5 protein-coding genes, 1 tRNA gene and 1 rRNA gene are annotated in these 13918 nt (G+C 70.8%); 6 read left to right on the forward strand and 1 reads right to left on the reverse strand.

Annotated features, from left to right (window positions below; translation table 11 throughout):
* A 5S ribosomal RNA gene (rrf, locus tag ACFZBD_RS20580) occupies positions 1 to 93 on the forward strand; the annotation flags it as partial.
* Positions 94 to 98: 5 nt separating this feature from the next.
* Positions 99 to 171: transfer RNA gene (locus ACFZBD_RS20585), tRNA-Thr, on the forward strand.
* Positions 172 to 285: 114 nt separating this feature from the next.
* On the opposite strand, the gene ACFZBD_RS20590 is transcribed toward ACFZBD_RS20585, so the two are convergent.
* The gene (locus ACFZBD_RS20590) at positions 286 to 2937 is read right to left on the reverse strand and encodes a SpoIIE family protein phosphatase (protein ID WP_391141245.1); all 2652 of its coding nucleotides are present in this window, start codon (positions 2935 to 2937) and stop codon (positions 286 to 288) included.
* A gap of 268 nt (positions 2938 to 3205) precedes the next feature.
* Between ACFZBD_RS20590 and ACFZBD_RS20595 the strand changes: the two genes are divergently transcribed.
* From ACFZBD_RS20595 to ACFZBD_RS20610, 4 genes are all read left to right on the forward strand, one after another.
* Entirely contained in the window at positions 3206 to 8695 is a 5490-nt protein-coding gene (locus ACFZBD_RS20595; protein ID WP_391141248.1) for a HAMP domain-containing protein, read from the forward strand.
* A gap of 349 nt (positions 8696 to 9044) precedes the next feature.
* Positions 9045 to 9719 (forward strand): response regulator, encoded by a 675-nt coding sequence (locus ACFZBD_RS20600; protein WP_391141251.1) that lies wholly within the window; start codon positions 9045 to 9047, stop codon positions 9717 to 9719.
* 239 nt (positions 9720 to 9958) lie between these two features.
* Entirely contained in the window at positions 9959 to 12805 is a 2847-nt protein-coding gene (locus tag ACFZBD_RS20605; protein ID WP_391141252.1) for a DNA translocase FtsK, read from the forward strand.
* Positions 12806 to 13082: 277 nt separating this feature from the next.
* Complete coding sequence (locus tag ACFZBD_RS20610) at positions 13083 to 13904, forward strand: RodZ domain-containing protein (protein ID WP_391141255.1); 822 nt, start codon at positions 13083 to 13085, stop codon at positions 13902 to 13904.
* Positions 13905 to 13918: the final 14 nt, after the last annotated feature.

Here is a 13918-nt window from a genome sequence, read left to right on the forward strand (position 1 = left end):
ACGCCCGGTTACATTCCGAACCCGGAAGCTAAGCCTTTCAGCGCCGATGGTACTGCAGGGGGGACCCTGTGGGAGAGTAGGACGCCGCCGAACAACCCGCCCTTTTAGCTCAGTCGGTAGAGCGTCTCCATGGTAAGGAGAAGGTCAACGGTTCGATTCCGTTAAAGGGCTCCGAAAAGAAGAAGGCCCCCGCCACATGGCGGGGGCCTTCTTTGTTTTGTGCGCCGGCCCCGGGCCCCGAAGGCGGCGCCCCTGCTGTGAACAGGGGCGCCGGCCGGGAGAGCGTCAGCCGGCGGTGATCGGCTCCGGGATGCGCATCGCCAGGATCGCCATATCGTCCGACGCCGGTTCCTGAGCGAAGCGCTCCACCGCGCGCAGGATGCGGGCCGCGACCGCGCCGGCCGTCAGGCCCGTACAGGTCTTCAGGACCTCCGCCAGACCGTCGTCGCCCAACATCCGGCTGCCCTCGCGGCGTTCCGTGACGCCGTCGGTGACACAGAGCAGGACATCGCCCGGATCCAGCGTGATCGTCTGCTCGTACAGCTCCAGGTCATCGATGACACCGAGGAGCGGCTGAGGATCCGCCGCCGAGGAGACCGTGCCGTCCTGGCGCAGACGCAGCGGCAGCGGATGACCGGCGCAGACCACCTTGAGAAGGGCCGAGCCGTCCTCCTGCGGCCACATCTCGCCGTAGAGAAGGGTCAGGAAGCGGCTGCGGGCGCCCTCGTCGAGGATGGCGGCGTTCAGCCGCTCCAGCACCGCCGGGCCGCCGAAACCCTCCCGGGCCAGCAGACGCAGCGCGTGGCGGGCCAGGCCCGTGACGGCCGCCGCCTCCGGACCCGTACCGCAGACGTCGCCGATGGCGAAGCCGTAGGCGTTGTCGCGGATCGGGAACAGGTCGTAGAAGTCGCCGCCGACCTCATTGCCCTCGCCGGCCGCGCGATAGATGACATCGACCTCGACCCCGGGGATGTCCGGCAGACCCGGCGGCAGCAGACTGCGCTGCAGGGACTGGGAGATGGCCATCCGCTCGCTGTAGAGACGGGCGTTGTCCAGAGCCAGTGCCGCACGGCGGGAGAGGTCCTCGGCGAGCTCCAGGATCTCCTGGCGGAAATGGTCGTCCGACGGCTTGCCCAGCGTGAGCATGCCGATCACGCGGTTACGGGCCACCAGCGGCAGCACCACCGTCTCCCCGCCGACCACGGCCGCCGTCGCCAGAGTCGTGTCGATACCCGAGGACAACGGGCCCGCCGCACCGCCCAGTTCGCGCATCGACGTGGAGAGCGCCGCCCGGTGGGCGGCCGCCGCCGGCGCGGACCAGACACGGGCGCCCGGCGTGGGCACCGGGTCCGGCGGGGCGATCGAGGAGAGCAGGGCCTTGAGACCGTCGATCCGGTCCTCGTCCTCGTGCAGGACGTACGAGAGATACGGGTCCGACGACTGGTCGGCGATCGTGTAGACGGCGCACCAGGTCGCGAGCGTCGGAACGGTCATCTGCGCCATGAGCGCCAGGGTCTGATCGCGGTCCAGCGTGCCGGCCAGCAGGTCGGAGGCCTCGACGAGGAAGCTCAACGAGCCGCGGCGCAGGCGCTCCAGCTCGCCGAGACGGGCCGACTCCACGGCCAGGGCGATCCGGTCGGCGGCGAACTGCAGGCGCAGGGCCTCTTCGTTGGAGTAGCGGTTCGGGTTCTCCGCGGCGACGCCCAGGGAGCCGGTCAGCCGGCCCTCGACCTTGAGGGGGACCGTGACCACCGAACGCATGCCGGTGCCCTCCAGCAGGGGCACGGCGCCCGGGACGGCGGCCAGGTCCTCGTGGACGGCCGGCATCCGGGCGGAGCCGTAACGGCTGGCACCCGTCTCCACCGGAACGCGGGCGAAGCGCTGACGGGCCGACGGCAGGCCCGTGGTGGCGCGCACCTCCAGCTCCGTCTCGTCGTCCGTGGCCAGCAGGAGGAACGCAGCGTCGCCGTCGAGCATGTCGCGGGCGCGCTCCACCGTGCGCTGGAGGAGCCCGTCCAGGTCGTCCGGGGCCGGAGAGCCGATGAACACCTCGAAGGGGTCCGCCGAACGGCTCTCGGCGCCGGAGTCGGAGACCGCGGTGCGCTGCGGGGTCTGCAGGACCGCGCGCTCGTACTCGCGTACGAGGAGGCAGACGGTGGACGGCTCGCCTCCGGCGTCGCGGACCCGGAGGTGGGAGGCGTACACGGGCACGACCCGGCCGTCCGCGCAGCGGATGCCGTAGCTGCCCTCCCAGCGGGAGAGCTGGAGCGCCTCGACGAGGCCGGTGCCGATGCCGGGGGTGTGGGGCCAGGCGGCGAGATCGCCGAGCGGCTTGCCGAGGACCTGCTCCGCGGTGTAGCCGAAGAGCTCCTCGGCGTCTTCGTTCCAGGCCGTGACGGAGCCGCCGCGGTCGATCTGGGCGACGGCCACGCGGACGCGGCTCTCGGCGACGGGCAGGAGGGCGTCGGGGAGGACGGGGCCCGCCGAGCGGGTCCCGATGGGGCGCTCCGGCAGGTCCAGCTGGAACCAGACGTTCTTCCTGGTGGGGGTGTACTCGACGCCCCAGCGCGTGGCCAGGGCGGCGCAGAGCAGCAGGCCCCGGCCGTTCTCCCGGTCGGGGTGGGCGACGGTGCGGCCGCCCTGGACGGGGATCTCGCGCTCGGGGTAGCGGTCGGCGACCTCGACGCGGACGCCGTCCTCGCTGCGCAGGCACAGGACGTCGGCGGCGGTGCCGGCGTGGACGACGGCATTGGTGACGAGTTCGCTGGTGAGGACGACGGCGTCGTCGACGACCTCGGCGTACCCCCATCCCTGCAGGGTGTCCCTGACGAAGGCGCGGGCGGTCGCGACGGACCGCCCGACGGGGTCGAAGCTGGCAGCCGCCCGCGCGGTGATCACAGAACTCCTCGTACGCGTTTCGACGCCCGGCTCTGCCATGGTCGGTGTGCCCCTCCCGCTGCCCGCTGGTCTTCTTCCCGCCGCCCCGCCCCCGCCGGGCGGACCGGGGCGGTTGGACAGCCGGATGCCAGGTTACTTACCTTCACTGTCCGGGCGGATGCCGGTCACCGCTGTTTCCGTCCCCTACGGGCGGGGACGTTATGCGAAGCTGCCGAACTGTTATGGCCTTGTTCGGCTGCGGTGAAACACTGGGTCGGCCTGTGGCGACGGCCCGGGCAGGACGGCCAATCCCTTCGGGAGGGACACGGTGGACTCTGGCACGGCGGCGCGGCGCGGCAGCGGCAGCGGCACGCGGGCAAAGGGCGGACGGTCCCGGAGCGGTGGGACGGTGCAGGTGGACGCGGCGGCCATGGAGCGGCTGCTCCAGGCGCTGGTCTCGATGCGCGACGGGAATTTCCGCAAGCGCCTGACCGTGTCCGGCGACGGGGTCATGGCGGAGATCTCCGCCGTGTTCAACGAGGTCGCCGACCGGCAGATGCATCTGACGGGTGAGCTGTCGCGGGTGCGGCGGATGGTGGGGCGCGAGGGCAAGCTGTCCGAACGGCTGGAGGCCGGGGCCAGCGAAGGCGCCTGGGCCGCGGCGATCGAGGCCGCGAACGCGCTGGTCGACGACATGACGCGGCCGGTGTCCGAGGTCGGGCGGGTGCTGTCGGCGGTGGCCGAGGGCGATCTCGACCAGCGGATGGACCTGCGGTCCGACGGGCCCGACGGTGCGGCGCGGCCGCTGCGCGGGGAGTTCCTGAAGGTCGCCCGGACGGTGAACAACCTGGTCGACCAGTTGTCGGCGTTCACCGACGAGGTGACGCGGGTCGCGCTGGAGGTCGGTACCGAGGGGAAGCTGGGCGGTCAGGCCCAGGTGCGCGGTATGTCCGGTTCGTGGAAGGACCTCACGGATTCGGTCAACACGATGGCGTACCGGCTGACGGCTCAGGTACGTGATATCGCTCTCGTCACGACGGCGGTCGCCAAGGGCGATCTGTCGCGCAAGGTCACCGCGCACGTGGCCGGCGAGATGCTGGAGCTGAAGAACACCGTCAACACGATGGTGGACCAGCTGTCCTCGTTCTCCTCCGAGGTGACCCGCGTCGCGCGGGAGGTCGGCACGGAGGGCGAGCTGGGCGGTCAGGCCGAGGTGGCCGGGGTCGCGGGCGTGTGGAAGGACCTCACCGACTCCGTCAACACGATGGCGGGGAATCTCACCAATCAGGTGAGGGGCATCGCCGAGGTCACCACGGCGGTCGCCAACGGCGACCTCTCGCAGAAGGTCACCGTGAGCGCGCGCGGCGAGGTCGCGCAGCTCGCGGACACGATCAACCAGATGACCGAGACGCTGCGGACGTTCGCCGACGAGGTGACGCGCGTGTCCGGGGAGGTCGGCGCGCAGGGTCTGCTGGGCGGTCAGGCGCAGGTGCCGGGTGCGGCGGGGACGTGGAAGGACCTGACCGATTCGGTCAACACGGTCTTCCGGAACATCACCACGCAGGTGCGGGACATCGCGCAGGTGACGACGGCGGTCGCCAACGGTGATCTCTCCCAGAAGGTCACCGTCGACGTGGCCGGCGAGATGCTGGAGCTGAAGAACACCGTCAATACGATGGTCGACCAGCTGTCGGCGTTCGGCTCCGAGGTGACCCGGGTCGCGCGGGAGGTCGGTGTCGAGGGTCTGCTCGGCGGCCAGGCCGAGGTGCCGGGTGCGGCGGGAACGTGGAAGGACCTCACCGATTCGGTGAACACGGCGTTCCGCAACCTGACGGGTCAGGTGCGGGACATCGCGCAGGTGACGACGGCGGTCGCCAACGGTGATCTCTCCCAGAAGGTCACCGTCGACGTCGCGGGCGAGATGCTGGAGCTGAAGAACACCGTCAACACGATGGTGTCGCAGCTGTCGTCCTTCGCCGACCAGGTGACGCGGATGGCGCGGGACGTGGGCACGGAGGGCCGCCTCGGCGGTCAGGCGCGGGTCGACGGTGTCTCCGGTACGTGGAAGGAGCTCACCGACTCCGTCAACTTCATGGCGGGGAACCTGACGTCCCAGGTGCGGCAGATCGCCCAGGTGACGACGGCGGTGGCGCGGGGCGACCTGTCGCAGAAGATCGACGTGGACGCGCGCGGCGAGATCCTGGAGCTGAAGAACACCATCAACACGATGGTCGACCAGCTGTCCGCGTTCGCGGAGCAGGTGACGCGGGTGGCCCGCGAGGTGGGTACGGACGGCCGGCTCGGGGGTCAGGCGCAGGTGCCGGGCGTCGCCGGGGTGTGGCGCGATCTGACCGACTCGGTGAACGGCATGGCGGGGAACCTCACCGCCCAGGTCCGTAACATCGCGCAGGTCGCCACGGCGGTGGCGCGCGGTGACCTGTCGCAGAAGATCGACGTGGACGCGCGCGGCGAGATCCTGGAGCTGAAGAACACCCTCAACACGATGGTGGACCAGCTCTCCAGCTTCGCCGAGCAGGTGACGCGGGTGGCCCGTGAGGTGGGCACGGAGGGCATCCTGGGCGGTCAGGCCGAGGTGCAGGGGGTCTCCGGCACCTGGAAGGACCTCACCCAGTCGGTGAACTTCATGGCGAACAACCTGACCTCCCAGGTGCGCAACATCGCCGAGGTGACGACGGCGGTCGCCAAGGGCGACCTCTCGAAGAAGATCACCGTCGACGCCAAGGGCGAGATCCTGGAGCTGGTGACGACCGTCAACACGATGGTCGACCAGCTGTCGAACTTCGCCGACGAGGTGACGAGGGTCGCCCGCGAGGTGGGCACCGAGGGGATCCTGGGCGGTCAGGCGCGGGTGCGCGGGGTGACGGGCATCTGGAAGGACCTGAGCGACAACGTCAACCTGATGGCCAACAACCTGACGAGTCAGGTGCGGAACATCTCCCGGGTCTCCTCCGCGGTCGCCAACGGCGATCTGACGAAGAAAGTGACGGTCGAGGCGCGCGGCGAGGTGGCCGAGCTGGCCGACACCGTCAACACGATGGTGACGACGCTGTCCTCGTTCGCGGACGAGGTGACGCGAGTCGCGCGCGAGGTGGGTACGGAGGGTGAGCTGGGCGGCCAGGCGCGGGTGCCGGGCGTCTCGGGCACCTGGAAGGACCTGACGGAGTCGGTGAACTCGATGGCGTCCAACCTGACGGGCCAGGTGCGTCAGATCGCCGCCGTCACCACCGCCATCGCCAAGGGTGATCTCACCAAGAAGATCGACATCGACGCGCGCGGTGAGATCCAGGAGCTGAAGAACACCATCAACACGATGGTCGACCAGCTGTCCTCGTTCGCCGAGGAGGTCACCCGGGTGGCCCGCGAGGTGGGCACCGAGGGCATCCTGGGCGGCCAGGCACGGGTCCGGGACGTCGACGGCACCTGGCGCGACCTGACCGAGTCGGTGAACGAGATGGCCGGGAACCTGACCCGGCAGGTGCGGGCCATCGCGGCCGTCGCCACCGCGGTGACCCGCGGCGACCTCAACCTGAAGATCGACGGTGTGGACGCGGCGGGCGAGATCCAGGCCCTCCAGGACAACATCAACACCATGATCGCCAATCTGCGCGACACCACCCTCGCCAACGAGGAGCAGGACTGGCTCAAGGGCAATCTCGCCCGGATCTCCGGACTGATGCAGGGCCGCCGGGACCTGGACGACGTCGCCTCGCTCATCATGAGCGAGCTGACGCCCGTCGTCTCGGCTCAGCACGGCGCGTTCTTCGTGGCGATGCCGACCGGCTCCGCGACCGCCAGCGCCGAACTGGGCGGGGAGGGCGAGGGCTCGTACGAGCTGCGGATGCGCGGCAGTTACGGATACTCCGCCGGCTCGATGCCGACCTCGTTCCGGCCGGGGGAGACCCTGATCGGGACGGCGGCCGAGGAGAAGCGGACGATCCAGGTCAACGTGCCGCCGGGCTATCTGAAGATCTCCTCCGGGCTCGGCGAGGCCGCCCCGGCGCATGTGATCGTGCTGCCGGTCCTCTTCGAGGGCAAGGTCCTCGGGGTGATCGAGCTGGCCTCCTTCCAGCCGTTCACCCAGATCCAGCGGGACTTCCTGAACCAGCTCGCCGAGCTGATCGCGACGACCGTCAACACCATCAGCGTCAACACCAAGACCGAGGTGCTGCTCCAGCAGTCGCAGGAGCTGACCGAGCAGCTGCGGGAGCGCTCCGCCGAGCTGGAGCACCGGCAGAAGGAGCTGCAGGGCTCCAACGCGGAGCTGGAGGAGAAGGCCGAACTGCTCGCCCGGCAGAACCGGGACATCGAGGTGAAGAACACCGAGATCGAGGAGGCGCGGCAGGTCCTGGAGGAGCGGGCCGAGCAGCTCGCCGTCTCGATGCGCTACAAGTCGGAGTTCCTGGCGAACATGTCGCACGAGCTGCGCACGCCGCTCAACTCCCTGCTGATCCTGGCCAAGTTGCTCGCCGACAACGCCGACGCCAACCTCTCGCCCAAGCAGGTGGAGTTCGCCGAGACGATCCACGGCGCCGGTTCCGACCTGCTCCAGCTGATCAACGACATCCTCGACCTGTCCAAGGTCGAGGCGGGCAAGATGGACGTCTCCCCGACCCGGATCGCGTTGGTGCAGCTCGTCGACTACGTGGAGGCGACGTTCCGGCCGCTGACCGCGGAGAAGGGGCTCGACTTCTCGGTGCGGGTCTCGCCGGAACTGCCCGCCACGCTCCACACCGACGAGCAGCGCCTGCTTCAGGTGCTGCGCAACCTGCTCTCCAACGCGGTGAAGTTCACCGACACGGGCGCGGTGGAGCTGGTCATCCGGCCGGCCGGGACGGACGTGCCGCAGTCGATCCGCGAGCAGCTCCTGGAGGCCGGGTCGCTGCGCGATCCCGAGGCCGACCTGATCGCGTTCTCCGTGACCGACACGGGCATCGGCATCGCGGCCGGCAAGATGCGGGTGATCTTCGAGGCGTTCAAGCAGGCGGACGGGACGACCAGCCGCAAGTACGGCGGCACGGGCCTGGGCCTCTCCATCAGCCGGGAGATCGCGCGGCTGCTCGGCGGCGAGATCTACGCGGCGAGCGAGCCGGGCCGCGGCTCGACGTTCACGCTCTATCTGCCGCTGAACCCGATCGAGCTGTCCCCGAACGGCTACGGGCAGGGCGAGGACGGCTCGACCGACCCGCAGTCGGCGTACGAGGACGGCTCCGACGGACACGACGGGCCCTACGAGTCGTCACCCTCGCCGATGGCGGCCGAGCTGCGCTCCGGGGCAGGGGCGCTGTTCCGGCACCGCCGCAAGGCGGTCCCGGCGACGGAGACCCGCCCCGCGCTGCCGGGCCGGGCCGGGCGGACCGGGCAGGGCGACCAGGAGTCCGCCGACGAGCGGGCCGAGGCGACGCCGCGCCGCACCTTCGCCTTCGGCGGCGAGAAGGTGCTGATCGTGGACGACGACATCCGCAACGTCTTCGCGCTGACCAGCGTCCTGGAGCAGCACGGTCTGGCGGTGCTGTACGCGGAGAACGGGCGCGAGGGCATCGAGGTCCTGGAGCAGCACGACGACGTGACGGTCGTCCTGATGGACATCATGATGCCGGAGATGGACGGATACGCGACGACGACCGCGATCCGGCGGATGCCGCAGTTCGCCGGGCTGCCGATCATCGCGCTCACCGCGAAGGCGATGAAGGGAGACCGGGAGAAGGCGATCGAGTGCGGCGCCTCCGACTACGTCACCAAGCCGGTCGACCCGGACCATCTGCTGACGGTGATGGAGCAGTGGATGCGAGGGGAGTGACGCGGGTCCCGCACGGCACGCGGGGTGGCGGCGGGGCGCTCGTGCCCGCCGCGCCCGGCGCGGGGTGAGGAAGCGCGGGACGTCGTGCGGAGGTCCGGGCTCCGCCGGCCGGCCGTCGCCACGGGCGTGTGAGCGGCCGGTTTACGGGGAACCTTCTGGTCTCCCACCACGTTTCCGCTACGTGCACAGTGACATCGTGGTGACAGGGTGTGGCGACAGGCGGGGTGCGGCTACCATGACCGGCACAAGGACGGACGGCGCAAGGGAGTCGTCTTCTGGGGCGGCGCCCGGTGTCTCCCCCGACTCGGTGAGTCGGGGAGAGCCCATGCCGGGGCGAGGAGGACGGGGCATGGTGCAGAAGGCCAAGATCCTCCTGGTCGATGACCGGCCGGAGAATCTGCTGGCGCTGGAGGCCATTCTCTCCGCGCTCGATCAGACGCTGGTGCGGGCATCGTCCGGGGAGGAAGCGCTCAAGGCGCTGCTGACCGACGACTTCGCGGTCATTCTGCTGGATGTCCAGATGCCGGGGATGGACGGCTTCGAGACCGCGGCGCACATCAAGCGGCGGGAGCGGACCCGGGACATCCCGATCATCTTCCTCACCGCCATCAACCACGGCCCCCACCACACCTTCCGGGGTTATGCGGCGGGCGCGGTCGACTACATCTCCAAGCCGTTCGACCCGTGGGTGCTGCGCGCCAAGGTCTCCGTCTTCGTCGAGCTGTACATGAAGAACTGCCAGCTGCGTGAACAGGCCGCGCTCCTGCGGCTCCAGCTGGAGGGCGGCGGCCACGGCGGTCACGCGAAGGAGTCCGCGGGACTGCTCGCCGAGCTGTCGGCCCGTCTCGCCGCGGTCGAGGAGCAGGCGGAGGCGCTGTCCAAGCAGCTCGACGACGACTCCGCCGACGCGGCGGCCGTCGCCACGGCGGCCCACCTGGAGCGCAAGCTCACCGGATTGCGGCGCGCGCTCGACGCGCTGGAGCCGGGCACGGGCGGCGCGCCCACCCTCCCCGCGCAGAACTGACGCGCCGTCACCGCCGGTCGCGGTGACACCCGGACGAGACCGGACGCCCCTCGTCCGTGGATCGGGCGCGCCGCCGCCGTAGGCGCGGACGGTACGTCACCTCCGGCGCGGACGTACCGTCACGGTCGGGTCGCGGGCCGTGAGCGTTCGTCAGTTTCGCGCCCCGGCACGGGCGACACGAACGGGTGAGGCCGGACGCGCACGTGTCGACGGCCGCTCACACCGGTAACCTCAGCATCATGGCCTCACGTACGTCCGGCAAGGGTTCCCAGGGCACGGCGGGCACCGCGAAGCCGCGCGCCGGCCGTACGCCTGGCGTCGCGAAGAGAGCGGTGCCCGCGAAGAGGACCGCCGGTCCGGCGGCCAAGCCCCCCGCGAAGAAGACCGCCGCGAGGAAGGCCGCGCCCGCCAGACGCGCGCCGGCCGGGAAGGCCGCGGCGAAGAAGGCGGCGCCCAGGCCCGCACCGTCCCCCACCGGGGGCGTGTACCGGCTCGTCCGCGGAGTCTGGCTCGGCCTGGCGCACGGAGTCGGCGCGATGTTCCGGGGGATAGGGCGCGGAGCCAAGGGACTCGACCCGGCCCACCGCAAGGACGGTCTGGCGCTGCTGCTCCTCGGGATCGCGCTGATCGTCGCCGCCGGGACCTGGTCCCAGCTGCGCGGCCCGGTCGGCGACCTCGTCGAGATGCTGGTCACCGGCGCCTTCGGACGGCTCGACCTGCTCGTCCCGCTCCTGGTCGGCGCCATCGGCATCCGCCTGATCCTCTATCCGGAGAAGCCGGAGGCCAACGGCCGGATCGTCATCGGTCTCTCCGCCCTCGTCATCGGCGTCCTCGGGCAGGTCCACATCGCCTGCGGCTCGCCCGGCCGGGGCGACGGGACCGAGGCCATGCAGGACGCCGGCGGTCTGATCGGCTGGGCTGCCTCCAAGCCGCTCGTCTTCATGATGGGCGAGGTCCTCGCCGTCCCGATGCTCGTCCTGCTCACGGTCTTCGGGCTGCTCGTCGTCACCGCCACCCCCGTCAACGCCATCCCGCAGCGGCTGCGCGCGCTCGGCGCCCGGCTCGGCATCGTCGAGCCGGCGTACGACCCCGCTTACGACCCCGAGATCATCGACGAGGGTGAGGCGTACGACGGGACCTGGCGCGAGGCCGCCCCGGCGCGGACCCGGCGCCGCGCCCCCGGGCCCGCGGACGTGTACGACACCGACCGGGCCGAGGAGGAGGCGCTCACCCGGCGCAGGAGCCCGCGCCGCTCCTCCGCGCGGTCGGCCGACCGGCCCCTGGACGCCGTGGACGTCGCCGCGGCCGCGGCCGCCGCGCTCGACGGGGCCGTGCTCAACGGCATGCCGCCGTCCCCGCTGGTCGCCGACCTCACCCGGGACGTCACCGCCGAGCGGGCCGCCGCCACGGGGGCGGAGGCTCCCCCCGTTCCGACCGAGCCGCCGGCCGTCCCGGCCCGTCCCTCGGTGCCCCCGGCCGCTCCGGTGCCCACCGCGCGGGGCGCCGAGCCGGAGGCCGGGCGCCGGACCGGAGCCGTACCGGATCTCACGAAGCCCGCGCCCGAGCACCAGGAGATGCCCGCCCGGGCCGAGCAGCTCCAGCTCGCCGGGGACATCACCTACGCGCTGCCGTCGATGGACCTGCTGGAGCGCGGCGGCCCCGGCAAGACGCGCAGCGCGGCCAACGACGCCGTGGTCGCATCGCTCTCCACCGTCTTCAGCGAGTTCAAGGTCGACGCGGCCGTCACCGGCTTCACCCGCGGTCCGACGGTCACGCGCTACGAGGTCGAGCTCGGGCCGGCCGTCAAGGTCGAGAAGATCACCGCCCTCACCAAGAACATCGCGTACGCCGTGGCCAGCCCGGACGTCCGGATCATCTCGCCGATTCCGGGCAAGTCGGCCGTCGGCATCGAGATCCCCAACAGCGACCGCGAGATGGTCAACCTCGGCGACGTCCTGCGCCTCGCCGACGCCGCCGGCGACGACCACCCGATGCTGGTGGCGCTCGGCAAGGACGTCGAGGGCGGCTACGTGATGGCCAACCTCGCGAAGATGCCGCACGTCCTGGTCGCCGGAGCCACCGGCTCCGGAAAGTCCTCGTGCATCAACTGCCTCATCACCTCGGTGATGATAAGAGCGACCCCCGAGGACGTCCGGATGGTCCTGGTCGACCCCAAGCGGGTCGAACTCACCGCCTACGAGGGCATCCCGCACCTGATCACGCCGATCATCACCAACCCCAAGCGGGCCGCGGAGGCGCTCCAGTGGGTCGTGCGCGAGATGGACCTGCGCTACGACGACCTGGCCGCCTTCGGCTACCGGCACATCGACGACTTCAACGAGGCCATCCGCAACGGCAAGGTCAAGCTGCCTGAGGGCAGCGAGCGGGAGCTCAGCCCCTACCCGTACCTGCTGGTGATCGTCGACGAGCTGGCCGACCTGATGATGGTCGCCCCCCGGGACGTCGAGGACGCCATCGTCCGCATCACGCAGCTGGCCCGGGCGGCGGGCATCCACCTGGTCCTGGCCACCCAGCGCCCGTCCGTGGACGTCGTCACCGGTCTGATCAAGGCCAACGTGCCCTCCCGGCTCGCCTTCGCCACCTCCTCGCTCGCCGACAGCCGGGTCATCCTCGACCAGCCCGGAGCGGAGAAGCTCATCGGCAAGGGCGACGGACTCTTCCTGCCGATGGGCGCGAACAAGCCCGTCCGCATGCAGGGCGCCTTCGTCACCGAGGACGAGGTCGCGGCCGTCGTCCAGCACTGCAAGGACCAGATGGCCCCGGTCTTCCGGGACGACGTCACCGTCGGCACCAAGCAGAAGAAGGAGATCGACGAGGACATCGGCGACGACCTCGACCTGCTGTGCCAGGCCGCCGAGCTGGTGGTCTCCACCCAGTTCGGGTCGACGTCCATGCTCCAGCGCAAGCTCCGGGTCGGCTTCGCGAAGGCCGGCCGGCTGATGGACCTGATGGAGTCGCGGAACATTGTCGGGCCCAGCGAGGGCTCCAAGGCGCGGGACGTCCTCGTCAAGCCGGACGAGCTGGACGGGGTACTCGCCGTCATCCGCGGGGAGTCGGCGGGGTGAGTCCGGGGGCCCGGGCGGGCCGCCCGCGCGGAGGCGATCGGGTGACCCGAACGGGCCCGGCGTCACCCGCATGGCCGGAACGAGACCTGGCCGAGACTCACTCGTAAGGGAACGGAGGGCAACCGTTTCCCTTGGCCGTACGTCAAGTTGGAGGGAGGGACAGAACGATGTCCCAGCCTCATGGCGTACAAACCGAGTCCGCCCGGTTGCCCCACCCTTTCGTACCACCCATAGACTGAACATCCAGCAGGTGGCTACACGCTCGAAAGGCGCTCTCGTGTCCATCGGCAACTCCCCCGAAGACGACCGGAACGTCCCGGCAGACGACCGGGATTCGATCGGTCGCGCTCTCCAGCAGGGCCGCGTCGCCGCCGGCCTCACCGTCGAAGAGGTCAGTGCCTCCACCCGTGTCCGGATTCCGATCGTGCACGCGATCGAGGAGGACGACTTCACCCGCTGTGGCGGCGACGTCTACGCCCGCGGGCACATCCGCACGCTCGCGCGCGCCGTCGGACTCGATCCGGCGCCGCTCGTCGACCAGTACGACGCCGAGCACGGCGGCCGTCCAGCGCCGACCCCCGCCGCACCGCTCTTCGAGGCGGAACGTATCCGCCCCGAGCCGCGCCGCCCCAACTGGACCGCCGCCATGGTCGCGGCGATCGTCGCCGTCGTCGGCTTCGCCGGCTTCACGATGTTCAACGGGAACGACGCGTCGAGCGGCTCCGGCACGGTGGCGGAAGGCCCCGCCCCCGTCAAGAAGCCCGTCAAGCCCAAGCCCACCAAGCCCGCCGACCCCAAGCCGGTGCCCTCCGAGAGCGCCATCGCGGCGGTCCCGAAGGACAAGGTCACGGTCAAGCTGACCGCGACCGACGACAAGAGCTGGATCTCCGCCAAGGCCCACGACGGCAAGCTGCTCTTCGACGGCCTGCTCCTCAAGGGCGACTCGAAGACCTTCCAGGACGACGAGCGCATCGACCTGATCCTCGGCAACGCCGGGCCGATCGAGCTCTACGTGAACGGCAAGAAGGTCGCGCAGAAGTTCGAGACCGGCCAGGTCGAGCGGCTCTCCTACACCAAGGGCGACCCCGAGGCCGGCTGATCCTCCCGGCCGCG

Source organism: Streptomyces sp. NPDC008121, assembly GCF_042957155.1.
Taxonomy (GTDB): domain Bacteria; phylum Actinomycetota; class Actinomycetes; order Streptomycetales; family Streptomycetaceae; genus Streptomyces.